The sequence below is a fragment of the Microlunatus sp. M237 genome (genome assembly GCF_056896895.1).
The window spans coordinates 231495-252835 of record NZ_JBXHBL010000003.1; the positions used below are offsets into that span (position 1 = coordinate 231495).

Here is a 21341-nt window from a genome sequence, read left to right on the forward strand (position 1 = left end):
TCGTGTTTTCCGGCCAGCACCGAAGCCCCGCGGGGCTCATCACAGAGAAGTTGGCTGACATGAATGACGCAGGAGGTGACCTCGTGACCTTCCAGACGTTGGAGTCACAGGGTGAAACCGCACTACTCGACGGGTTGCCGTGCCGGCTCGTCGACCCGGAGGTGTTCTTCGCCGAGTCCCCGGCGGAGGTGGAGAGCGCGAAGGCGCTCTGCCGCGACTGCCCGGTCCAGGCGGCCTGCCTCGCCGGCGCCGTCGAGCGCCGAGAGCCGTGGGGTGTGTGGGGTGGCGAGCTGTTCGTCGCCGGTGTGGTTGTGGCCCGCAAACGGCCGCGTGGACGTCCCCGCAAGCACCCCGTGGCGTCGTCCACCGTGGTGTCGGTCGAGGACGCACGCGCGGAGGCTGCAGCATGACTGGCTCCCGGAGCGGCCCGGAGCTGAAGCGCCTGAGCTCGACCGGCCTGCGCGAGGTGTGCGGGGACGACGTGAGGATCGGACTGGGTGACCGCGTGTTCCACGCGATCCGGCTGTGGCTTGGTCGGACGCTGTGACCGCACGATCCCTGGTCCGGTCCTGGCGCCCGACTGCTTGCGCCGGTTCGACTCGCGCGACGATGACCTGCACCGCCACTACGCCACATCGCACGTCGGTTTCCGCTGGTCGGATGCCCGACGGTCGGTGTGGCGCAGTGGCGGTGCAGGTCAACCGTGCGTACGCCCTCGAGGTCACGCAGACGGTTCCGGGGTCACCACCAGCGCTGGTCGAGCTTGGCCTCGATGCTGCGCGCGTGCTCGCGGACACAGTCCGGGCAGAGCGGCATCGAGCGCCCCGACGCTGGCTGCGCTCCCGACCCAGCCGCCGGATCGATCCGCGGCTCGTCCGATCCGTGGCTCCACGTCCACGGCCAGCCGGTGTCCTGCTCGCCGGCCTCGGAGTCGCCGATCTCACCCGTCTCGTCCGGGCGCGGAGTACGGCCGCAAGCCGCGCAGGTCACCGGGCTCATCGCGGTTCCCCGGCGTAGCCGGGCAGGAATTCGTCCAGGACCGAACCGAACGCCGCCTTCGCGTTGAGCTGTGACAGCACCGCGATGCCGCCCAGCCAGACCCGGTGGATCAGCAGATAGCTCGGGGGCAGATTCAGCTTCGTCGCCACCCCGCCGGAGGCCCGCGGGTCGCGGACCCGGCTGAACTGGTCGCGCATCCACTCCCGGGTGAACTGGAACTCGGGCACCGCGGCCGGCTCCACGAACGGCCCCAGATAGTCCATCAGATCCTCGGCGTCGACCTCGGAGGCCACGAAGCCCTCGCGCCGTAGCCCTTCGACGACGGCCTCCGCGTCGCCCGCCCGTGCCACCCGGAGGATCCGGCCCATCGCCGCCGGCAGACCGTCGGGCATCCGTGCCACCAGGCCGAAGTCGATCACCCCGAGCCGACCGTCGGGCATCAGCTTGAAGTTGCCGGGGTGGGGGTCAGCGTGCAGCAGCCCGACCGTGGACGGACCGGCGAACAGGAACCGGACGTAGCGCAGGCCGATAGCGTTGCGCTCGTCCTCGGGGAGCTGCTGTGCCGTGGACAGCGGTACGCCGTCGACCCACTCGCTCACCATCACCTTCGCGGTGTGGGCCAGCACCTGCGGCACCCAGAACTCCGGATGACCGGCGAATCCCAGGGCGGCCTGCTGCTGGGAGGCTGCCTCGATGGTGTAGTCCAGCTCCTCGCTGATCCGCTCGGTGAGCTCGTCGACCAGCGGTTTGACGTCCATTCCGCCCGCCAGCGGTGCGAACATCTTGGACATCCGGCCGATCTGGCGCAGGTCCGACCGCAGCGCGTCGTCGGCACCCGGATACTGCACCTTGACCGCGACCCGGCGCCCGTCCACCCAGGTGGCGCGATGCACCTGCCCGATGGACGCTGCGGCGGCCGGCTTCGGGTCGAAGTCGACGAAGCTGTCGCGCCAGTCGGGGCCGAGCTCACGCGCCAGGACGGCATGCACCCGCGACGTGGGCATCGGCGGTGCCGAGTCCTGCAACCGGGCCAGCTGGTCGCGGTACGGCGCCGCGACATCCTCGGGCAGCACGGACTCGAAGATGCTCAGGGCCTGGCCGAACTTCATCGCCCCGCCCTTCAGCTCGCCGAGCACGGTGAACAGCTGCTCGGCGGCCCGCTGCTGCATCTGCGCCGATACCGCCTCGGTCGACGAGCCGCCGATGCGCTTGCCGAGGCCGACCGTCGCGCGGCCGGCGAAGCCGAGGGGGAGCGACGCCAGCTTGGCACCGCGCCGCAGCGCCCCCCGGGCCAGGGAGCCGTCAGCGGAACCGCGGCTGCGCGGTCGACCCGGGGCGTCCGGTGAGGGCTGATCGGAGGACGAGGAGGAGGCATCCGGCGCGACGTCGTCAGGCTGGTCGCTGCTCATGGCGCCCATTCTGCCGCTAGCGTCCAACCACAGCCACAGGCGGGATGGGCCGGCCATCGTCGGCGCTGCATCAGATACGTCTCGGCGCGCAGCTCGAGGGTCGCACCCGCTGTCTCCGCTCGCTGTCCTGCCAGGTACGCGAGCACCTGAGCCGTGGCCACCGCCGCAGCCCACCCGACCAGAGCCGCCGCGCTCGGCTGTCGGAGCCGCTGCAGCTGGCGCAACAGCTGCGGCCAGGCCGGATCGGCGTCAGTGCGGACCAGGTCGGTGCAGCGGACACACGGTGTTCGGCCGGGCAGCACCAACGGGCCCACCACGGCAGCCGTGCCGGGTGTCCGGACCAGAAGATGGGGCTGGTCGGCCCGGAGCAGCTGGTCGGTCACCACCCGGTCAGTCTCGGCCTCGTCGCCGGCCAGCACCGTCAGGTGCGGCACCAGGTCGTCCGGCTTGGACCAGTGGTTGGCCACCCGGACCCGATCCGCGTCCGGAGTGTCGAGCCAGCGGGCCAGGGCCTCCGCCTGGGTCGTCGCGGTGCCGGCCCGGGGATACAGCGTCGGATCGACCGGGCTGGGGTCCACCAGCACCAGCTGCCCGACCCCGGCGTCCAGCACCAGCGAGGCGAGCTGGCGCGCGACGCCTCCGGCCCCGACCAGACGGACCCGGTGGTCGCGGAGCGGAAGGGCGGCCTGGCGTCGTCCGCCCTCGACGAGCAGGCCGGCGTCGGTGAGCGTACGCAGCGTCCAGTCGACCAGCTCGGCCGGCAGGCCCAGCTCGGTGGCACGGCGGCGCAGCCCGGCCCGCGAGTGGCAGCCGTCCAGAAGCCGGCACCACTGCTCCAGGACGCCGCTGGGATCGGACAGGACCAGGCTGGCGTCATGGTCGGCACCGAGCTGGATCTCCACTGACGAGCGGCGCAGCACCCAGACACCCGGGCGCAGCCGGGGATAGCCCCACGCCAAAGACGTAGGCCCGGACGGCGTCGGTGGTCGGACCTCCTGCACCGGTCCAGTGTGCCGGGCACCGTGGCCGGCGGCGGCCCTCATCCACAGGCAGTGGCTCGGTGTGGCCCCGCCGGACGGCAGGTGTCCGGGAAAGGAACCCCCAGGCGCGACTCAGGGGCGGTCATCGGACCGCCCCTGAGTTGGCGGAGTAACTCCGCCGGTGTCATGGCGCCGGCCCGGGGGCCGCGCGCTCAGTTGTTCGTGATCAGGCCTTGCCGAGGATCCGGTTCAGGTTGGTGCCGCACTCGGGGCACTTGGCCTTGGCCATCCGGGTGCCCTTGTCGTTCACGTGCACCTCGCCCGACGCCTCCCGCTTGGCCTTGCACTTCACGCAGTAAAACTCACCACTGTAGGTCTCTGCAGCCATGCTCTCTCCTTGCTCGTGGTTCGCCTGCGGACTGGTCGATCCGCGGGCCGGCGTTGCCCGCCTGCATAGCTCGGACCCGCGCCACTTTACGCGAGAAGCGCCGTCGGCGTGCCTCCCACGCCGATGCGCGCGCGGGCGGCGTCGGCGTGATCTCGTCGCCGATCGGCGACGAGCAAAGACGAAACCTCCAGGAACACCGGCGCCGCTTGCCTTCCCCTGCGAGCGTGCCGGCCATCTGGAGGTTTCGTGCTCGGAACGCTAGGCCCTTTCCCGATCCGCGTCAACCGGTCGCGGGGACCGACCGTCCACCGCCTGTGGACAGTGCTGTGGACAGATTGTGCGCCGCGCCGTGTGGGCTGTGGACGTCGCCCGGTCGGCTGCCGTTTCTGCGCCGTTGAGGCTGTGGAAATCCTCTGTTCACCTGGTTGTCCGGCGTTGATCGTCCTTGTCCGGCCGTTGGTCGCCGCCGGCGCGTCCGACATGGGCGGTACCTTGGGCGCCATCACCGGGAACGGCCAGCCGACCCCGGGTTGACGGTGAGCGACGAGGACAGCCGCGGGTGAGCGACGAGGACAGGGGTCGGATGGTCGAGCAGCAGCCGAAGGTGGAGGTACGCCGCAGTGCCCGCCGCCGGCGCACCGTCACGGCCTACCGTGACCGGGACACCATCGTGGTGCTCATCCCGCAACGCATGTCGAAGAAGGACGAGGCCGCCTTCGTCGCCGACATGGTGGCCAAGGTCCTGGCCCGGGAGGCCCGGATCCGAACCCCACGGGGCTCGGCGGACCTGGCCGAGCGTGGTCGTCGGTTGAGCGAGCAGGTGTTGGCGCCGGCATTGGGGTCTGCCCCCGTGGCGCACGACATCATCTGGGTGACCAACCAGCAACGGCGGTGGGGGTCCTGCACCCCCAGCACGGGGGTCATCCGGCTTTCCTCGCGGCTGCAGACCATGCCGGCCTGGGTGGTCGACTACGTCTTGGTGCATGAGTTGGCGCACCTGGTCGAACCGGCGCACTCGCCGGCTTTCTGGCGCCTCGTCGACGCGTACCCGCAGGCCGAACGGGCGAAGGGCTACCTCGAGGGATACCAGGCGGGCACCACCGGCCCGGCGGCCCCGGGCGGCGACGGTCTCGGTGGGGACGGACCCGGCCAGCCAGACCCCAGCCAGGACGAACCCAGCCAGGACGAACCCAGCGAGACGGCCGACGATGTCTGGTAGCGCCGGCGACGGACCTGGACCGAGCTTCGGTGTCGGCGGGTCGGCGGATCCCGGCTCGCTGTACGCCGACCACGACGCGACGCCGACGCGTCGGCTCGCGATCGTCCTGGCCCGCCATGTCGCGGTGCCACCACCCGGCGTGGACGCACGGGCGTACGCCGAGGCCTGCCTGGCCGACACCTACGAGGTGGTGGCCGACCTGGAACAGGTGCAGGCCGGAGTCGCAGCCGACGGCGCCGACGAGCTGCTGTGGCCCGACGACCGGTCGTTCCCGGCTACAGCGACCGTCGCCGAGCTCGCCGCCGGGCTGGCGGGGGAGGTGGACGAGCTGGTGCTGCTGCCCGCCGACGTACCCGACCTGCCCGGGCTGGTGCTGGCCAAGGTGTTCAAGGCACTGCAACGGGCCGACGTCTGCTTCGCCCCGCAGCGGGGCGCCGGGCCGGGGGCGGTGGCCATCGGAGTCCGGCTGCCGCTGGCCGACTGGCTGCCAGGGTTGGACCTGGACACCACGACCTATCAGGAGCTCGAACGGCTGGCGCCGCGCCGTCGCCTGGTGGCCCGCGGTCCGGACTGGCACCGGATGCGCAGCCCCGAGGCGGTGGCGCGACTCGACCCGGGGCTGGAGGGCTGGGAGTCGACCCGCGCCCTGCTGTCCGGGAGAGCCTTCGATGTGTGATCAGGACCAGACACTTCGACGGTGATCGAGAGGAGAGGGCGATGACCGACTTCGACGCGGGCGAGACCCTGGCGGACCGGTTCAGGGCCCACGCCCGCGACCACACCCATCTCTACGGCCATGCCATGCGGGGGATGGCTGACGACTGGGAAGCGGGCGGACCGGTCCGCGCCGTCTGTGCCGGACACGAGGACGCACCACCCGGGGCGGCGATCCAGCTGCGGTTGCTCGCCGGCGTGTTCCGGCTGGTGCTCCAGGGCCACGCGGACGAGCTACGCCCGTTCTATCCCTGCCTGGGCGGGGATCGACCGGCCGAGGAGGTGTGGCCGGTGATGCGGGCGGTCATCGCCGCCCACCCCGTCGCGCTCGCCCAGTCGCTGGAGGTGGCGCCGCAGACGAATGAGGTGGGCCGGGCCGCTGCCCTCCTCGTCGGTCTGTTCGACCTGGTGGTCGCCTCCGGCCGGAACCGCATCCGGCTGTTGGAGGTGGGCGCCAGCGCCGGGCTCAACCTGCTCGTCGACCGAATGTGCCTGCGGGGCCCGGGCTGGCAGCACGGCCCGGCAGCGTCGCCGGTCCAGCTCGACAACGCCGTGGAGGGTGCGGTCCAGGTGGCGCCGTTCACGGTGGTCGAAGCTCGTGGTTGCGACCTCTTCCCCGTCGATGCGACCACCGAGCAGGGCCGTGAGCTGCTGACCTCGTTCGTGTGGCCCTTCGACCTGCACCGGCACGCCCGACTCCGCCAGGCTCTCGAGCTCGCCCGGGAGCATCCCCCGATGGTCGACCGGGCGGCCGCGAGTGACTGGCTGGGTCGTCGGCTGCTGGCGACGGCGCCGCCCGACACGCTGACCGTGGTCTGGCACTCGATCACCCAGATGTACTGGCCGCCTGAGGAGGTACGCGCCGTCGACGACGTCCTCGCCCGTGCCGGTGCGACGGCGCCGCTGGCGCGGGTCGCGATGGAATACTCGGCCGGGCGAGCCGACAAGCCACAGCTGAGCACGACGCTGTGGACCCCGGGGGAGACGACGCCGCGGACCCGGGTGCTGGGCACGGTCCATGACCACGGCCTCCCGGTACGGCTGATGCCGACCGGCTAGCTCCGGTGCAGCGGGGCCGCTGCTGCGGTCACCAACCGAGATGTCCGCCGGCGGCTTCGACCAGGGCGGTGACGGAGGCGTCGACCTCGGGCAGCGCGTCGAGGGTGAACCAGGCCAGCTCCGCAGACTCGGCGCTGATCCGGGGCTCGGCGGCCGGGGCGGCCAGCACCAGGTATTGCACGTCGAGGTGGAAGGTTGGCCGCACCGGTCCGCACGGCACCTCGTGCCGCGACAGCAGCAGCGGCACCGGGTCAAGCCGGAGGTCCGCCACGCCGCTCTCCTCAGTCGCCTCCCGCAGCGCCGCGGACTCGAGATCGGGATCGGTGTCCTCGAGGTGGCCGCCGGTCTGCAGCCATCGCCCCAGCCGGCGATGCAGGGTGAGCAGCACCCGTCGCCCCTGCGGGTCGCACACCAGCGAGCTCGCGGTGAGATGGGCGCCAGGGCTGGTCCGCGACCAGCCGCTCGGTCGGTCGCGCAGATGCGCGAGATAGTCGTTGCGCAGCTGGTCCTGCTCCGCACTGGGTGGGCGCCAGCTCTCCAAGGTCCGTCGGCAGGACAGCGTCAGCCGAGCGTCCGCCGCCGGGGCGGGCGCGGCAGCGGGGGACGCAGCAGCGGTCGACGACCCCAACGGGGAGGTCTCGGTCAAGCCGGGCGTCCGGGCTCGGTGCCCTCGGAGCCGTCGTCGGTGTCCTTCTCCCCGGTGTCGTTGGGGGCGGTGTCGTTCTGGGCCGGCTGGTCCGGGGAGCCGTCCTGTTCGGCTGATTCGAGCAGCTCGGCCAGGGCCGCGTCGAAGTCGGACTCGTCGCTGGTCCGGCTCTCCCCGGCCACGAAGCCGAGCGGGTCGTCCAGGTCGGCTGACGACGGCGCCAGGTCCGGGTGCTTCCAGACCGCGTCACGGCCCTCGACGCCGCGGGACTCGCGCAGCGCCGCCCAGAGGTTCGCCGCGTCCCGCATCCGTCGGGGTCGCAGCTCCAGACCGACGAGGGTGGCAAACGTCGCCTCGGCCGGTCCGCCGCTCGCGCGGTTGCGGCGTACGGTTTCGGCGAGTGCACCGGCCGACGGCATCCACTGAGCGGTCGCCTGGGTCACCACGTCGTCGACCCACCCCTCGACCAGCGCCAGCATGGTCTCCAGCCGTTCCAGCGTGGCCAGCTGCTCCGGACTCTTGTGCGGCTCGAACAGGCCACCCTGCAGCGTGGAGCTGAGCTCTTCGAGGTTGTTGGGGTCGATCTGGCCGACCGCCTGCTCCAGCGCCGAGGTGTCGATCGTGATCCCGCGGGCGTATTCCTCGACCAGCGCCAGCACCTGTGACCGCAGCCAACCGGCGGAGGCGTACAGCCGCTGCCGGGCGCACTCACGCAGCGCGAGATAGAGCGTGACATCGGTGCTGCTCTGTTCCAGGCCTTCGCCGAACGCCTCGACATTGGTCGGCAGCAGGGCGACGTGGCCCGGCTCGCTCAACGGCAGACCGATGTCGGTGGCACCGACGACCTCAGCCGCCAGCTGGCCCAGGCCCTGACCCAGCTGCAGTCCGAACATGCTGGCGCCCGAGCTGCGCAGTATCGGTCGCAGCATCTGCTCCATCCCGGCCATGCCCGGAATGGCCTCCTCGGCGTCGCCGCCGAGGCTCAGCGCCCCTTCCATCGCGTCGGCGATGTGTGCAGCCACCGGCTCGACCAGGCGCTGCCAGACCGGCATCGTCTGCTCGACCCAGTCGGCCCGGCTCCAGGCGGCGATCGAGCTGCTCACCCGCGGAAAGTCGGTCGCAGAGTCCAGCCACACCTCCGCGATGGACGCGGCCTCGTTGAGCGCGCGGCGCTGAGCGTCGCTCGGGGTGGGATCGGGACCGAGCGAGGCGACGGTCTTGCGAGCGATGTCCTTGGTGACGTCCCAGTTCACGCCAGACCCCGGGGCAGTCGCCCCCGCGCCGAAGATGGCATTCGGGCCACCGAGCATGGCGAAGGCGTTCTGCAGCTGCTGCATCATCGCGTTCATGTCGCCCGGCTGGCCGGCGCCGAATCCGGGCCCAGTGGCGCCGAAGCCGGCACCTCCGAGGCCCGCGCCCCCGCCGAACTGGCTGAACAGGGCCTCGAACGGGTTGGCCGGCTGGCCGCTGCCGGGTTGGCCGCCCAGTGGGGGTTGCCCGCCGCTGGGTTGCCCGCCCAGTGGGGGCTGCTGGCCGCTCGGCTGGTCGGATCGGGGCTGGTCAGACGTGGCCTCGTCGGCGTCGCTTGCGTCCCCGGCGGGGAACTCGGAGTGCCGCGGCTGCCCGCCGAGGGGTGGCTGGTCCGACCCGGGCGTGGGCTCGTCCTCGGGCTGGTCGTGCGACCCGGGGTGGCTGTCCTCGGCCATTCCAACTCCTGACGTCCTCGTGCACGGCACGAGGCACTCGCGACGGTTGCTGCTCGTACGCCCAACGGTACGACGCCAACCTGGCCGATGCCGCAGAGTTGCCTGGGTGATCGCTGAGAGCGCAATAGAAGTCTGCCGAGAGCTGCGCGGGGGCCGCATCGGCGGTGCGCCGCGTGGGCGAACCTGAGTTAGGGTCGTCGCATGTCGTCGCCCGTGCGTGAGGTACGCATCCTCGACACGCCACTGAGCGTGGACCGGCTGCTCGCAGCCGTCCGCGACGACACTGTCGGCGGCATCGGGTTGTTCGTCGGCGCCGTCCGCGACCACGACTCCGGCGCCGGCGTCTCCTCCCTGGACTACACCGCGCATCCGAGCGCCGAGCAGGTGCTGCGTGACGTCGCGGAACGGGTCAGTGCCCAGCACGACGTGGTCGCCGTTGCGGTCGAGCACCGGGTCGGCCATCTGGAGGTCGGGGACCTGGCCGTCGTGGTGGCCGTCGGCGCTGCGCACCGGGCTGCCGCACTGGAAGCCTGCCGACAGCTGATCGACGAGCTCAAGGCCGAGGTCCCGATCTGGAAGGAACAGCTGTTCGCCAGCGGCGAGTCCGAATGGGTCGGTCTGCCGTGACCCGGCAGACCTGGACGGCCCTGGTCTCCGCGATCTTCTTCGTCGGCCTCGCCGCCGCGCTGGTGTTGGTACCGGTGCCGTTCGTCACCTGGAGTCCCGGCGGCACCCAGGACACGTTGGGAGCGGTCAACGGCCAGCCGATCATCGCGGTCGAGGGCATCGAGACCCACCCGACCAGCGGCCGGCTCGACCTCACCACGGTGTCGGTCACCCGTTCCGACTCCCGTCTCACTCTGCCCGAGGCCGTCCTCGGCTACTGGCTGCCGCACCGCGACACCCTGCCGCGCGACAGCGTCTACGCCCCCCACAAGAGCGCCGACCAGGTCGAGCGGGAGGAGGCGGTCATGATGGAGACCGCCCAGGACGACGCGATCGTCGCCGCGCTCCGGGCCGCGGGGGAGCCGGTCACCGAACGCCCCGTGGTGGCGTCAGTCATGCTCGACGGCCCGGCCCACACCAAGCTGCAGCCGGGCGACCTCATCCTGGCCGTGGCCGGACAGGCGGTGACCCGGGTGGACCAGGTCGGCGCCCTCGTGCAGCGCACGAAGGTGGGCGCCCCGGCGACCTTCGAGGTGTTGCGCTCCGGTGCCCGTCGCTCAGTCCAGGTGACCACCGAGGCATCCGAAACCGACCCCGGTTCGGCCGTCGTCGGCATCACCGTCGGTACCGGCTACGACTACCAGCCGAAGATCTCCTTCGACTTCGGTCAGGAGATCGGCGGTCCGAGTGCCGGGCTGGTGTTCGGTCTGGCCATCTACGACAAGATCACCGAGGGCGCCCTGCTGGACGGTCGGCATATCGCCGGCACGGGCACCATCGACCCCACCGGAACCGTCGGACCGATCGGCGGCATCCAGGAGAAGATCGCCGCCGCTGAGGACGACGGCGCCACCGCGTTCCTGGTGCCGGCCGCCAACTGCACGGCCCTGGCCGGCGTCCGGACCGACATGACGCTGATCAAGGTGGGCACCCTGCAGGAGGGGATCGACGCCCTCCGTACCCTCGCCTCGCCCGCCGGCGCGGACGCCGTACCTCGCTGCTGACCAGCAGCGAGCTGACCAACGACTCGAACTGCCGCAAGTCCCGAACCGCCGCACGACCGAACTGGCCCGAGACCTGAAGATGACGCCGAGACCCCGAGATGACCGATGACTGACACACCGCACGACCCGCCCGCCGAGCAGCCCGAGCGACCCTCCGACGAGCATCCGGTGGTCGATGAGCGCCAGGATGCGCTGATCGCCGCGCTGATCGAGCTGGAGCGCCACGTCGCGTCGGCAGGGTGGGACCAGAGCCCCCGGCTGTTCGCGCTGGTGCCGACCGACGACGTGATCGCGGCCCAACCGTCGGTAGCCGGCGAGCTGGGCCTGCGGGGGTCCGCCGACGGTGCGCCGGCCGGCGCGCTCACCGCCATCGAGCAGGACCACTTCGTGACCGACGGCGCTCTGCTGGAGGACCTGGCCATGATCGTCTGGCCGGACGCCGTGTACGGCTGCGCCATCAGCCTGGAGCGGACGTTCCTGCCGGCGGACTCCGAGCCAGAGCTGCCCGATGACCCGGAGGCCGCCGCGGCCTACGTCGCCGCCCACCCGGCACGCCAGGACGTACGCGTCGTGGTCGGGGTGGACCGCGACGGACATCGGCACGGCGTGGCCCGGGTGGTGTCTGAGCCTGATGACCTGCTCGGGGCGCCGGACCTCGTGCCGGGCCTCGCTGAGGCGCTAGCGCATACGCTGTCCGCATCATGAGCACATCACGCGTCCGGAGCCTGACCACGGTCTCGCCCGGACACCGCAGGTCGAACGTACTGAGAATCGCAACTGAGGAGAACAACGGTGAGTAGCCTGACGGGGGTCGGACGGCGCAGTGCCATCCTGCCCACCCTGGTCATCGCGGCGGTGATCGTGGTCGCCTTCGCGATCTTCACCAACGTGTGGACCGACCGACTGTGGTACGTGTCCTTCGACTACGGCGAGGTCTTCAGCACCATGCTGGTGACCCGGATCGGTCTGTTCATCTCCTTCGGGTTGATCATGGCCGCCGCCGTCATCGCCAACGCCGCCATCGCCTACCGGCTCCGGCCACGGGTCCGGGCCACCGCGCCGAGCAGCCCGCTGCTGGAGCGCTACCGCGAGGTGCTGGAGTCGCGCTTCGTCGTGGTGGTGGCCGCCGCCGGTGTGCTGATGGGCCTGTTCGCCGGCGGGGCTGCCGCCGGCCAGGTGCAGACCTATCTCGCCTGGCGCAACAGCACGCCGTTCGGCCAGCAGGACCCCAAGTTCGGGCTGGACATCGGCTTCTTCGTGTTCGACTACCCGTGGTGGCGCTTCGCGCTGTCCTTCGCCTTCACTGCGCTGCTGTTCTGCGCCGGGGCAGCAGCTGTCGTCCACTACGTGATGGGCAACCTGCGCTTCTCCGGTCCCCGGCGCGGCGGTTCGCCGGCGGCCCAGGCGCACCTGTCGATCCTGGTCGGACTCGCCGTCCTGGTGAAGGGCGTCAGCTACTGGTTCGACCAGTACGGGCTGGAGATCGCCTCCACCCGCATCATCACCGGCATCAACTACACCGCCGACAACGCCACCGTGAACGCCAAGATGATCTTGGCCATCATCGCGGGGATCTGCGCCCTGATGTTCTTCGCCAATGCGGTGCTGCGGCGCTGGGTGGTGCCGACCATCGGCCTCACCTTGATGCTGCTGTCGGCGATCGTTCTCGGCATGGTCTATCCCGGCGCGGTGCAGTACTTCAGCGTCAAGCCGGACGAGCCCAACAAGGAACGTCCCTACATCCAGCGCAACATCGAGGCCACCCGCACGGCCTACGGGGTGGCCGACACCGAGGTGACCGACTACTCGGCCAAGACCACCGCCACCGCCGGCCAGCTGCGTACCGACGCCGAGGCACTGCCCGGCATCCGGCTGATCGACCCGGCTGTGGTCAGCCCGGCCTACGAGCAGCTGCAGCAGGTGCGCGGTTACTACAGCTTCCCGACGGTGCTCGACGTGGACCGCTACACCATCGACGGTGCCTCCACCGACGCCGTGGTCGCGGTACGCGAGATGGACCAGAGTGGTCTGGGCGCCGAGAGCCGCAACTGGAACAACCTCAAGACCGTCTACACGCACGGCTACGGCCTGGTCGCCGCGTACGGCAACCGCAGCCAGAGCGGTGGTGAGCCGCAGTGGATCGCCAAGGACATCCCGCCGACCGGGAGCATCGCCGAGCACGAGCCGCGGATCTACTTCGGTGAGCGGCAGACCGACTACTCGGTGGTGGGCGCCCCGCCCGGGACCGAGCCGGTCGAGCTCGACACTCCGGGCGGCGGCGAGGGGGGCAACCCGACGACCTTCACCTACACCGGCCGTGGCGGGGTGGCCATCGGGTCGCTGTGGCGCCGGCTGCTCTATGCGGTGAAGTTCGGCGACGTCAACATCTTGCTGGCCGACCGGGTCAACGAGGCATCCAAGATCATCTACGACCGCACGCCGCGGGAGCGGGTGATGAAGGCGGCTCCGTGGCTCAAGGTGGACGGTGACGCCTACCCGGCGGTGGTGGACGGTCGGATCGTGTGGATCGTCGACGGCTACACCACCTCGAACTCCTACCCCTACAGCCAGCGGGTGTCACTCGAGCAGGCGACCTCCGACACCCAGACCCGCCAGGGTGTCGTGGCGACCCAGCCGGACACGATGGTGAACTACATGCGCAACTCGGTGAAGGCCGTGGTCGACGCCTACGACGGCACCGTGAAGCTCTACACCTGGGACGAGGCGGACCCGGTCCTGCAGACCTGGAAGAAGGCCTTCCCCGGCATGGTGGAGGAGCGGGCGGCGATCTCCGACGATCTGCTGCAGCACCTGCGCTACCCCGAGGACCTGTTCAAGGTGCAGCGCGAGATCCTGGCCCGCTACCACGTGACCGACCCCGGCAGCTGGTATCAGAACTCGGACCTGTGGCAGATCCCGAACGACCCGCTGCCGACGGCACCCGCCGGATCGAAGGAGTCGCCCAACTATCTGTCGATCAAGTGGCCAGGGGATGAGAGCGCCAGCTTCTCCCTGACCACGGTCTACACGCCGAACCAGCGGCAGAACCTGGCTGCCTACATGGCGGTCAACGCCGACGCGTCGAGTCCGGACTACGGCAAGCTCCGGGTGCTGCGCATGTCCGACAGCACCCAGATCGACGGACCGGCGCAGACCTCGAATGCGATGGTGACCAACGAGACGGTGGCCGAGCGGCTCCGCCCGTACCAGCAGGGCACGGCGGCCGCGCAGTACGGCAACCTGCTGACCCTCCCGGTGGGGGGCGGTCTGCTGTATGTGCAGCCGGTGTACACGCAGCGGCAGGGCAGCAGCGGCTCCTACCCGATCCTGCGGTTCGTCATGGTCCGCTTCGGCCAGTCGGTGGGGATCGGTGACACGTTGACCCAGGCGTTGGACCAGGTGTTCCAGGGCGACTCCGGCGCACCGACCGAGGAGGAGCCGGGCACCCCCGACCAGAAGCCCACCGGTCAGGTCGACAACCCCGCGGCGCAGACGGCGGTGCAAGAGGCTGAGCGCGCCTTCGCCGAGGCCGAGAAGGCACTCGCCGCCGGCGACCTGGGTACGTACCAGGCGAAGATCAAGGAAGCTGAGGAGGCGGTGGCCCGGGCGAAGGCGGCGCTGGGTCGCTGACCGCGCAGCCAAGCAGACGAAGGGCCGGCCCCGGGAGACACTCCCCGGGGCCGGCCCTTCGTCGTTGATCACTCGGTCGGCCGGGTGACCTCCACGTCGGCGAACCCGGCCGCCCGGACCGGATCGAGCAGCTGGTCGGCGTCCCCGACCACGACCAGGCTGAGTGCGGCGGGATCGACCAGATCCCGGTACGCGGCCGTCGCCGACTCCGGCGTGACCCGTCGCAGCGCCGCCAGGTTCTGGTCGACGTAGTCGTCGGGCAGGCCGGTCAGCAGCTGGGTCCCGGCCTGGTCCGCCACCCCGTCCGCGGTGGCGTAGCGCAGCGGTGAGACCCCGGCGAAGTAGGTCACGGCGTTCTGCACCTCCTCGGCGGTGAACGGCCGCGCCGAGACATCGAGCAGCTCCTGGGCCACCGTCAGGGCGTCGCCGACGACCTCGGTCCGAAACGAGCCCTGCACGGCGAAGGTGCCGCCGATGCGCATCGGACCGAACTGCAGCCCGACGCCGTAGGTGTAGCCCTTGTCCTCGCGCAGCACCGCGTTGAGGCGGGAGAGGAAGGCGCCGCCCATCGCGTAGCTGGCGACGCTGATGTCGGCCCAGCGCGGGTCGCGGCGATCGATCCCGAAGCCGCCGAGCCGCAGGTCGGCCTGGACAGCACCGGGTCGGTGGATCAGCACTGAGCGGCGGGGAACGGCACCGGGACGCTCCGGCTCCGGGCTCGCCTGCTGGTCGTTGGTCCAGCCGGCCAGCACCCGCTCGACCAGCGGCAGCGGATCGGTGGCGAAGTCGCCCGCCAGCACCAAGGTGGAGTTGCGGGGGCCGAAGAAACGCCCGTGGAAGTCGCGGACGGCCTCGGGGGTGACTCCGGCCACCGTCTCGGGCTCCCCGCCGCTCATCCGGCTGGCCCGGGTGCCCGGGTCGAGCACGGTGCGGCGGAAGGCGATGTTGGCCGCCTGGGCGGAGTTGGCCTGGGCCTGCTCGATCTCGGCGAGGCGCAGCTGGACATGCCGGTGAACGTCGTCGTCGGCGAAGGCGGGCTGGGTCACTGCCTCGGCGAACAGGGCGAGCGCCGTCTCCAGCCGGGTCGAGGGAACATCGAGCACCGCCTGCAGGCCAGCCAGCGAGACGTCGATGCCGAAGCCGGCGCCCTCGGTCTCGAGCAGCTCGGCGAACTCGTCGCCACCGTGGAGCAGGGTGCCCTCGTCCAGTGTCCGAGCGGCGATGGTGGCCACACCCTCACGGTCGCGGTCCTCCGCCGTGAGCGGGACGTCGAGCACCAGGTGGGCGGCGATGACATGTTGACCGGGCAGGTCGAACACCATCACCTCCAGCCCGTTGTCCAGCCGACTGCGCCGGGGCCGGGGAAAGGTCCAGCTCGACGGGGTACCGACGGCCGGCTGCGGGGGGAAGGTGGTGGTCATCAGTGCTCCTGGCGGTAGAGGACGGTGGCCCGCTCGTCGATGCTGAACCAGTCGGTGACGGCGTCGGCGACCGCCGCCGCGTCGATGGCGGCGATCTGGGCGGTGCGGACATTGATCAGCTCGGGATCGCCATGCAGGGTGGCGTACTCGCCAAGGGCGTCGGCGCGGGAGTCCACCCTGGCCAGCTCATGCAGCCAGTGCCGTTCGTACTGCGCCTTGGCCCTGCGCAGCTCGGTGTCGGTCGGACCCTCGGTCCGGAGCCGGTCGATCTCGCGGACCAGGGCGTCCTCGAGCACCTCGAGGCTGACCCCGTTCCGGGCCCGGGCGAAGACGAAGCCGAACGAGTTGCCGCCGATCAGGCCCATGGCGCTGGCGCTGGTGCCTTCGGCGAGCTGCCGGCGCCGGACGAGCTCTTTGTGCAGCCGGGAAGTCTGTCCTTCGCCCAGCACCGAGAAGGCGAGGTCCAGCGCGTCGAAGGTCGCGGTGTCGCGGGCGGGCAGGCGCCAGGTCAGGTAGACGGCGTCCGCCGGGACGTCGGCGGTCCGCTCCAGCCGGGGCTCGTGGCTCAGGGGCAGCAGCGGCGCGGTCTGTAACGGGGCCGGCTTGGGCTGCGCCGGCAGGTGCCCGAAGTACGTCTCGGCCTTGGCCAGCGCGGCGTCCACCCCCACGTCACCGACGATCGACAAGACGGCATTGCTGGGTCGGTAGTAGGTGCGGAAGAACTCCGACACGTCCTCGACCGTGGCCGCGTCCAGGTCGTCCATGGAGCCGATCGTCGTGTGGCCGTAGGGATGCTCGGGTGGGAAGGTGAGTGCCACCAATAGCTGCATCACGTCGCCGTAGGGCACGTTGTCGTAGCGCTGCCGCTTCTCCTCTTTCACCACCTCCCGCTGGTTGTCCAGGTTGTCCTGGGTGAGGGCGTCGAGCAGTGTCCCCATCCGGTCCGCCTCCAGCCACAGGGCCAGGTCGAGGCCACCGGTGGGCAGCGTCTCGAAGTAGTTCGTGCGGTCGAACCAGGTGGTCGCGTTCACCGCGGCGCCCGCGGCTTGCATCAACCCGATGTGCTGGCCGGACGGCACGTGGGCCGAGCCCTGGAACATCACATGCTCGAAAAGGTGGGCGAACCCGGTCTTGCCGGGTTGCTCGTGCCGGGAACCGACGTCGTACCAGAGGTTGACCGCCACCGACGGTGCGCCGTGGTCCGGGCTGACGACGACGCGGAGTCCGTTGTCCAGCGTGTGTTGGCTGATCGGATAGGACAAGGTGAGAGGGGCGGCGGGTGCAGCGGGTCCTGAACTCATAGGCCTCATCACAGCACACCGCGCCGTCGGCGGGCCGAAGGGCCTGCGACAGCCGGCCTGCTCGGTCTGGGCCTGTCGGTCTAGGGGCCTGTCGGTCTAGGGGCCTGCTCGGTCCAGGCGATAGCGTCGGGCCATGCTGATCGCCGAGGAGTTCCTGCTGCTGTGCTTCGACGACGAGACCGGCCGGCGCCGGATCGGCTCGGAGAAGATCGACCCGGCGCTCGGGGGAGCGCTGGTGGTGGAGCTCGCGCTGCGGGAGCGGATCGGGGTCACGGCGCCGACGGAGGCCTGGAACCGGCGCGGTCGGATCACGATCACCAGCACCGACCCGACCGATGATCCCGAGCTCGACCGGGCGCTCGCACTGCTGACGCAGATCGAGGGCAAGCGGGTCAAGGATGCCGTCAGCTCGATGTCGGGGCGACGTATCACCAAGGGGGTTCGTGACCGTCTGTTGGAGCGGCTCGCGGCGGCCGGCGTGCTGGGCGAGGAGCAGGGCAAGGTGCTGGGCGTCTTCCCGACCCGGTCCTGGCCGACGGCCGATCCAGCTCCCGAGGCGGAGATCCGTGCCCGGCTGAAGCAGGCGCTGGTCGACGGGCTGACGCCGACCGAGCGGACAGTGGCCCTGATCGGGCTGCTCGACGCCACCAGGCACCTGCCCAAGGTGGTGCCCACCCACGACAAGCCGGCGCTGCGGGCCCGGGTGAAGGCGATGGGGGAGGGTGACTGGGTGGCGAAGGCGGTGAAGCAGGCGATCAGCGACGGCGACGCCGCCGCCGTGGGCTGAGGGCGGGTTCTTCGCTCAGGCCTTTCCCGCTTGCGGCAGCACTCCGGCAGCCACCGCCGGCTCGGCGTACGCGGCGGCCAGGGTGGCGATCGTCTCGTGGGCGTTCAGTCCGCTGGGGTTGGGCACCACCCACAGCTGCGCGCCCGCCAGCAGCTCGGGTTGGCGACCAGCGGTGGCTTTTCGCTGCCCGAACGCGGTGCGGTACGCGGTGATGCCGGCGACGGCCACCACGGCGGGTCGCCAGCGCCGAACCGTCTGCTCCAGCCTGACCGCACCGGCGCGCAGCTCGTCGGCCGTCAGCTCGTCAGCCCGCGCCGTGGCCCGGTTGACCAGATTGGTGTTGCCGAGACCACGGCTCAGCAGATACGCCCGGTCCTCGTCGGTCATGCCCTCGGCCCGGTTGACGTCCCGGTCGATGATGCCGGCCAGCCGCAGCGCCGGATAGAACCGGTTGCCCGGGTGGGCGAAATGCGTCTGCGTGGCCGCGGTCCACAGGCCGGGGTTGATGCCGACGAAGAGGAGCTTCATCTGAGGTCCGACGAGGTCGGGGACAGCGACGTCGCGGAAGGTGAGCAGCTCGGCCTGGGTGAATCCCATCCGGGAACTCTAGCGGCACCATCGCAGTGCCCGGTGGTCACGGAAAGACGATTAGCGGCGGCGCGGGCGGGTAGCACAGAGCGGAACAGATTTTCCACCGTACGAGAGGACACCACCTTGTCGACTCAGCCCAACGACGCAGACCCCCAGGACCTCCACCACCAGCCGGACACCAGCGGTGAGCAGCTGGAGCATCCCGGTCGGACCCAGGACATGGGCGAGCAGCCGGACCACGGCGAGGACACCTATCGGGGCACCGGAAAGCTCACCGGCAAGCGCGCGGTGATCACCGGCGGCGACTCCGGCATCGGCCGGGCCGTGGCGCTCGCCTTCGCCCGCGAGGGCGCCGACGTCGTCATCTCCTACCTGCCGGCCGAGGAGGACGACGCGCAGGAGACCGTACGGCTGGTCACCGAGGCCGGCCGCAAGGCCGTCACCGTCCCGGGTGACCTCACCTCGGAGGAGCAGTGCCTGGCCGTTGTGGCGAAGGCCGTGGACGAGCTGGGCGGCATTGACATCCTGGTCAACAACGCGGCCTACCAGATGGCACAGCCGAACAGCATCTTCGACATCACCAGCGAGCAGTTCGACCGGGTGATGAAGACCAACCTTTACGCCATGTTCTGGTTGACCAAGGCCGCTCTCGAGCACATGGAGTCGGGCGCGACGATCATCAACACGGCCTCCATCCAGGGCACCACCCCGTCGCCGGCGTTGCTCGACTACGCCACCACCAAGGCCGGCATCATCAACTGGACCCGCGGCCTGGGGCAGGCGCTGGCGGAGAAGGGTATCCGGGTGAACGCCGTGGCACCGGGGCCGATCTGGACCCCGCTGATCCCGGCCACCATGCCGGAGGAGCAGGTGGAGAGCTTCGGCGAGCAGTCCCCGCTGGGGCGCGCCGGCCAGCCGGCTGAGCTTGCACCGACGTACGTCTTCCTCGCCAGCGCGGACTCGACCTACATCTCGTCGGAGACCATCGCGGTCACCGGTGGTAGCCCGCTCTGAGCCTTCGGCCACCTGAACGACGAAGCCTGGATTCCTGGGGGATCCAGGCTTTGTCCTGTGGTGGGCCTTGTCACCGCTCAGCGCCGAGACCGTGCTGTCTGCGGGACCCTGCGGGAGCACTGCACTCGACGTGGTCCAGGTGATCACCGACGGTTCGCGGCGGTGTGGCGTGGCTCGCCGCCCCGATCCCGGAGTTCCGCATCGGTGGTCAGCTCAGGCCGATCTGGAGATGGAGGTGGTAACGGTCCGGATGGCAGACGGCGGTGCTCATGTCCATCACCAGACCGAGCTGGTCCCGGGTGATGCGCTCGATCAGCATGACGGCACTAGCGGGTTCGATCTCGAGCAGTCCGGCGTCTCGGTCCGAGGCGTTGGCGACGCGAATTCTCTGTTCGGCAGAGAAGGCGTGAGCGCCGTAGGCGTCGGCCAAGGTCCGATACAGCGACCGGTCCACAAGTTGATCACGGGTCAGGCCGTGGAATCGGTCAGCCGGCAGCGTGATGCGTTCGACCGCCATGGGCTGGTCCTGGGACAACCTGACGCGACGGAGGCAGATCACCTGCGAGTCGCGGGCCAGGCCCAGGGTCTCCCGTTCAGCTGCGCTGGGCCGGACCCGACGCAGCGAGATGATCTTGGCGGTGGCCTGCTGCCAGACGCGCATGTCGGTGAAGGCCGTCAACGTGTCGACCATGCCGCTCGGACGCCGGACGAACGTGCCGCGCCCGGGGATGCGTTCCAGCAGCCCGTTCTCCTCCAGGGCAAGCAGCTCGCGGCGTAATGTCATCCGAGCCACCTGGTAGCGCTCAGCCAGCACCCGTTCGCTGGGGTAGAGGTCCCCGGGGGTCATGGCCAGGATCAGGGCGAGCAGATTCTGCCGCAGCCACGGACCCTTGCCGGGCTCGCCGACCTGGTCCGGGGTGATCTGATCCGGTGTCGGGCCGACCAGATGTCTGGGGCGGGTCACCGGTGCAGTCTCCTTCGGCGGTCGGGTGCGATGAGCGTCAGGCGATGGTGAACAGGATCGGGCGATGGTCGGAGGCGGAGTCGATCTCCGGATCGTCTGCCCGCGAGTCCAGGACCGTGTAGCCGGTGAGATCGACTCCCGGGGTGGCCCAGGCCTGGTCCAGCCGGAGCGGGGTCTGGGGAATCTGCGGGCCCAAGTCATAGTGACCGTGGGTGGGGCGGCGGTCGTCGAAGGCCGCTCCGACGTCGACGAGGCCGATGGCTGACAAGCCGGCGAGCGGGGCCCGATCGGCCCGGTCCTCGTCCGGCAGCGTACGGCTGAGACAGAGGGCCGGTTCGTCGTCCCCGGGGGGAACGGTGTTGGCGTCCATGACCAGCACGCCGCGTGGGGTGTGGAGCATCCGGTTGCGCAGCCACGAGCCCTCGATCCGACGCAGCGTCGGGTCGAACGGGTTGAGGTGGCTGACCATCACGACGAACGGCTCGCTCTGGCCGGGCAGGTTCAGGCTGACGCGGAGGTAGCCATGCCACCACGCCTCCCGCTGTGGCTGCCGATCGATCGCAACCGCCTCGGTGCCGTCACGCCACATCACGGCCATGTCACACGTCGTCTTGGCCTCATACAGCGCGCCGTGGTCGAAGCCGAAGTCGTCCAGCGCCCGTCGGAACAACCGCTCGTCGTCGAGGTGCCAGTCCCATCCCTCGGTCACGGCCAGCACGTCGGGACGATGGCGCCGCACCACCGCGACCTGGTCTCGCCACTGCCGGTCATCGCCGGCCCGCAGGCCCTGCGCGGCCTCGTGCAGGTTCCAAAACATAAAGCTCGTCACGAAGTCTCCTGGGT

Annotated in this window: 22 protein-coding genes; 11 read left to right on the forward strand and 11 right to left on the reverse strand. The window is 70.6% G+C overall.

All coding sequences use genetic code 11. The annotated features are described in order from the left end of the window. The first annotated feature begins 59 nt into the window (after positions 1–59). Both AC1XX3_RS12120 and AC1XX3_RS12125 read left to right on the forward strand, forming a co-directional pair. Positions 60–410, forward strand: coding sequence for a WhiB family transcriptional regulator (locus AC1XX3_RS12120; protein WP_483321401.1), 351 nt, complete (start codon positions 60–62; stop codon positions 408–410). Continuing rightward, on the forward strand, positions 407–547 hold the full coding sequence (locus tag AC1XX3_RS12125; protein ID WP_483321402.1) for a hypothetical protein: 141 nt from the start codon (positions 407–409) through the stop codon (positions 545–547). Before AC1XX3_RS12120 ends, AC1XX3_RS12125 begins: the two co-directional genes overlap by 4 nt. Before the next feature lie 194 nt (positions 548–741). Here the strand turns inward: AC1XX3_RS12125 and AC1XX3_RS12130 are convergent, their stop codons facing one another. The 4 genes from AC1XX3_RS12130 to AC1XX3_RS12145 all read right to left on the reverse strand — a co-directional run bounded on the left by AC1XX3_RS12130 (position 742) and on the right by AC1XX3_RS12145 (position 3776). After that, positions 742–999 carry a hypothetical protein gene (locus AC1XX3_RS12130; RefSeq protein ID WP_483321403.1) on the reverse strand — a complete coding sequence of 86 codons (258 nt, stop codon included), beginning with the start codon at positions 997–999 and terminating at the stop codon, positions 742–744. Further along, a complete protein-coding gene (locus tag AC1XX3_RS12135; RefSeq protein ID WP_483321404.1) occupies positions 996–2408 on the reverse strand; it encodes an ABC1 kinase family protein in 1413 nt (470 codons plus the stop codon). Before AC1XX3_RS12135 ends, AC1XX3_RS12130 begins: the two co-directional genes overlap by 4 nt. Then, positions 2405–3409, reverse strand: coding sequence for a ThiF family adenylyltransferase (locus AC1XX3_RS12140; RefSeq protein WP_483321405.1), 1005 nt, complete (start codon positions 3407–3409; stop codon positions 2405–2407). The genes AC1XX3_RS12135 and AC1XX3_RS12140 overlap by 4 nt, the downstream gene beginning before the upstream one ends. A 205-nt stretch (positions 3410–3614) precedes the next feature. Further along, positions 3615–3776, reverse strand: a complete 162-nt coding sequence (locus AC1XX3_RS12145; RefSeq protein ID WP_483321406.1) for a DUF5679 domain-containing protein — start codon at positions 3774–3776, stop codon at positions 3615–3617. Positions 3777–4335: 559 nt separating this feature from the next. Between AC1XX3_RS12145 and AC1XX3_RS12150 the strand changes: the two genes are divergently transcribed. The 3 genes from AC1XX3_RS12150 to AC1XX3_RS12160 are packed head-to-tail and all read left to right on the forward strand — an operon-like array spanning position 4336 to position 6768. Beyond that, positions 4336–4995, forward strand: a complete 660-nt coding sequence (locus AC1XX3_RS12150) for a M48 metallopeptidase family protein (protein WP_483321407.1) — start codon at positions 4336–4338, stop codon at positions 4993–4995. Further along, positions 4985–5671, forward strand: a complete 687-nt coding sequence (locus tag AC1XX3_RS12155) for a glycosyltransferase family protein (protein WP_483321408.1) — start codon at positions 4985–4987, stop codon at positions 5669–5671. Before AC1XX3_RS12150 ends, AC1XX3_RS12155 begins: the two co-directional genes overlap by 11 nt. A gap of 41 nt (positions 5672–5712) precedes the next feature. Further along, positions 5713–6768 carry a DUF2332 domain-containing protein gene (locus tag AC1XX3_RS12160; RefSeq protein WP_483321409.1) on the forward strand — a complete coding sequence of 352 codons (1056 nt, stop codon included), beginning with the start codon at positions 5713–5715 and terminating at the stop codon, positions 6766–6768. 28 nt (positions 6769–6796) lie between these two features. On the opposite strand, the gene AC1XX3_RS12165 is transcribed toward AC1XX3_RS12160, so the two are convergent. Continuing rightward, complete coding sequence (locus AC1XX3_RS12165) at positions 6797–7414, reverse strand: NUDIX hydrolase (RefSeq protein WP_483321410.1); 618 nt, start codon at positions 7412–7414, stop codon at positions 6797–6799. Further along, a complete protein-coding gene (locus AC1XX3_RS12170) occupies positions 7411–9120 on the reverse strand; it encodes a zinc-dependent metalloprotease (RefSeq protein ID WP_483321411.1) in 1710 nt (569 codons plus the stop codon). Before AC1XX3_RS12170 ends, AC1XX3_RS12165 begins: the two co-directional genes overlap by 4 nt. 201 nt (positions 9121–9321) lie before the next feature. Between AC1XX3_RS12170 and AC1XX3_RS12175 the strand changes: the two genes are divergently transcribed. From AC1XX3_RS12175 to AC1XX3_RS12190, 4 genes are all read left to right on the forward strand, one after another. Then, positions 9322–9747: a molybdenum cofactor biosynthesis protein MoaE gene (locus AC1XX3_RS12175; RefSeq protein WP_483321412.1), complete on the forward strand. Its 426-nt coding sequence runs from the start codon at positions 9322–9324 to the stop codon at positions 9745–9747. Beyond that, positions 9744–10790, forward strand: coding sequence for a YlbL family protein (locus AC1XX3_RS12180; RefSeq protein ID WP_483321413.1), 1047 nt, complete (start codon positions 9744–9746; stop codon positions 10788–10790). The genes AC1XX3_RS12175 and AC1XX3_RS12180 overlap by 4 nt, the downstream gene beginning before the upstream one ends. A 105-nt stretch (positions 10791–10895) precedes the next feature. Next, on the forward strand, positions 10896–11495 hold the full coding sequence (locus AC1XX3_RS12185; protein ID WP_483321414.1) for a PPA1309 family protein: 600 nt from the start codon (positions 10896–10898) through the stop codon (positions 11493–11495). 87 nt (positions 11496–11582) lie between these two features. Next, the gene (locus AC1XX3_RS12190; RefSeq protein WP_483321415.1) at positions 11583–14420 is read left to right on the forward strand and encodes a UPF0182 family membrane protein; all 2838 of its coding nucleotides are present in this window, start codon (positions 11583–11585) and stop codon (positions 14418–14420) included. 68 nt (positions 14421–14488) lie between these two features. Here the strand turns inward: AC1XX3_RS12190 and AC1XX3_RS12195 are convergent, their stop codons facing one another. Both AC1XX3_RS12195 and AC1XX3_RS12200 read right to left on the reverse strand, forming a co-directional pair. Next, a complete protein-coding gene (locus AC1XX3_RS12195) occupies positions 14489–15841 on the reverse strand; it encodes a M16 family metallopeptidase (RefSeq protein ID WP_483321416.1) in 1353 nt (450 codons plus the stop codon). Continuing rightward, complete coding sequence (locus AC1XX3_RS12200; protein WP_483321417.1) at positions 15841–17142, reverse strand: M16 family metallopeptidase; 1302 nt, start codon at positions 17140–17142, stop codon at positions 15841–15843. Before AC1XX3_RS12200 ends, AC1XX3_RS12195 begins: the two co-directional genes overlap by 1 nt. 133 nt (positions 17143–17275) lie before the next feature. Between AC1XX3_RS12200 and AC1XX3_RS12205 the strand changes: the two genes are divergently transcribed. Next, positions 17276–17929, forward strand: a complete 654-nt coding sequence (locus AC1XX3_RS12205; RefSeq protein ID WP_483321418.1) for a GOLPH3/VPS74 family protein — start codon at positions 17276–17278, stop codon at positions 17927–17929. Positions 17930–17944: 15 nt separating this feature from the next. On the opposite strand, the gene AC1XX3_RS12210 is transcribed toward AC1XX3_RS12205, so the two are convergent. After that, entirely contained in the window at positions 17945–18526 is a 582-nt protein-coding gene (locus AC1XX3_RS12210; RefSeq protein ID WP_483321419.1) for a mismatch-specific DNA-glycosylase, read from the reverse strand. A gap of 117 nt (positions 18527–18643) precedes the next feature. Between AC1XX3_RS12210 and AC1XX3_RS12215 the strand changes: the two genes are divergently transcribed. Beyond that, positions 18644–19534 (forward strand): SDR family oxidoreductase, encoded by an 891-nt coding sequence (locus AC1XX3_RS12215; RefSeq protein WP_483321420.1) that lies wholly within the window; start codon positions 18644–18646, stop codon positions 19532–19534. A gap of 208 nt (positions 19535–19742) precedes the next feature. Here AC1XX3_RS12215 and AC1XX3_RS12220 read toward each other — a convergent pair whose 3' ends face one another. Next, on the reverse strand, positions 19743–20498 hold the full coding sequence (locus AC1XX3_RS12220) for a GntR family transcriptional regulator (protein ID WP_483321421.1): 756 nt from the start codon (positions 20496–20498) through the stop codon (positions 19743–19745). Between the two features lie 37 nt (positions 20499–20535). Then, on the reverse strand, positions 20536–21327 hold the full coding sequence (locus tag AC1XX3_RS12225; RefSeq protein WP_483321422.1) for an endonuclease/exonuclease/phosphatase family protein: 792 nt from the start codon (positions 21325–21327) through the stop codon (positions 20536–20538). Positions 21328–21341 lie beyond the last annotated feature (14 nt).

Bases quoted from the DNA above. Each gene is read 5' to 3' on its own strand.
- AC1XX3_RS12145 (WP_483321406.1), bottom strand. From the start codon at position 3,776: ATGGCTGCAGAGACCTACAGTGGTGAGTTTTACTGCGTGAAGTGCAAG.
- AC1XX3_RS12175 (WP_483321412.1), top strand. From the start codon at position 9,322: ATGTCGTCGCCCGTGCGTGAGGTACGCATCCTCGACACGCCACTGAGC.
- AC1XX3_RS12125 (WP_483321402.1), top strand. From the start codon at position 407: ATGACTGGCTCCCGGAGCGGCCCGGAGCTGAAGCGCCTGAGCTCGACC.
- AC1XX3_RS12160 (WP_483321409.1), top strand. From the start codon at position 5,713: ATGACCGACTTCGACGCGGGCGAGACCCTGGCGGACCGGTTCAGGGCC.
- AC1XX3_RS12170 (WP_483321411.1), bottom strand. From the start codon at position 9,120: ATGGCCGAGGACAGCCACCCCGGGTCGCACGACCAGCCCGAGGACGAG.
- AC1XX3_RS12155 (WP_483321408.1), top strand. From the start codon at position 4,985: ATGTCTGGTAGCGCCGGCGACGGACCTGGACCGAGCTTCGGTGTCGGC.
- AC1XX3_RS12210 (WP_483321419.1), bottom strand. From the start codon at position 18,526: ATGGGATTCACCCAGGCCGAGCTGCTCACCTTCCGCGACGTCGCTGTC.
- AC1XX3_RS12135 (WP_483321404.1), bottom strand. From the start codon at position 2,408: ATGAGCAGCGACCAGCCTGACGACGTCGCGCCGGATGCCTCCTCCTCG.
- AC1XX3_RS12200 (WP_483321417.1), bottom strand. From the start codon at position 17,142: ATGAGTTCAGGACCCGCTGCACCCGCCGCCCCTCTCACCTTGTCCTAT.
- AC1XX3_RS12120 (WP_483321401.1), top strand. From the start codon at position 60: ATGAATGACGCAGGAGGTGACCTCGTGACCTTCCAGACGTTGGAGTCA.
- AC1XX3_RS12205 (WP_483321418.1), top strand. From the start codon at position 17,276: ATGCTGATCGCCGAGGAGTTCCTGCTGCTGTGCTTCGACGACGAGACC.
- AC1XX3_RS12185 (WP_483321414.1), top strand. From the start codon at position 10,896: ATGACTGACACACCGCACGACCCGCCCGCCGAGCAGCCCGAGCGACCC.
- AC1XX3_RS12195 (WP_483321416.1), bottom strand. From the start codon at position 15,841: ATGACCACCACCTTCCCCCCGCAGCCGGCCGTCGGTACCCCGTCGAGC.
- AC1XX3_RS12130 (WP_483321403.1), bottom strand. From the start codon at position 999: ATGAGCCCGGTGACCTGCGCGGCTTGCGGCCGTACTCCGCGCCCGGAC.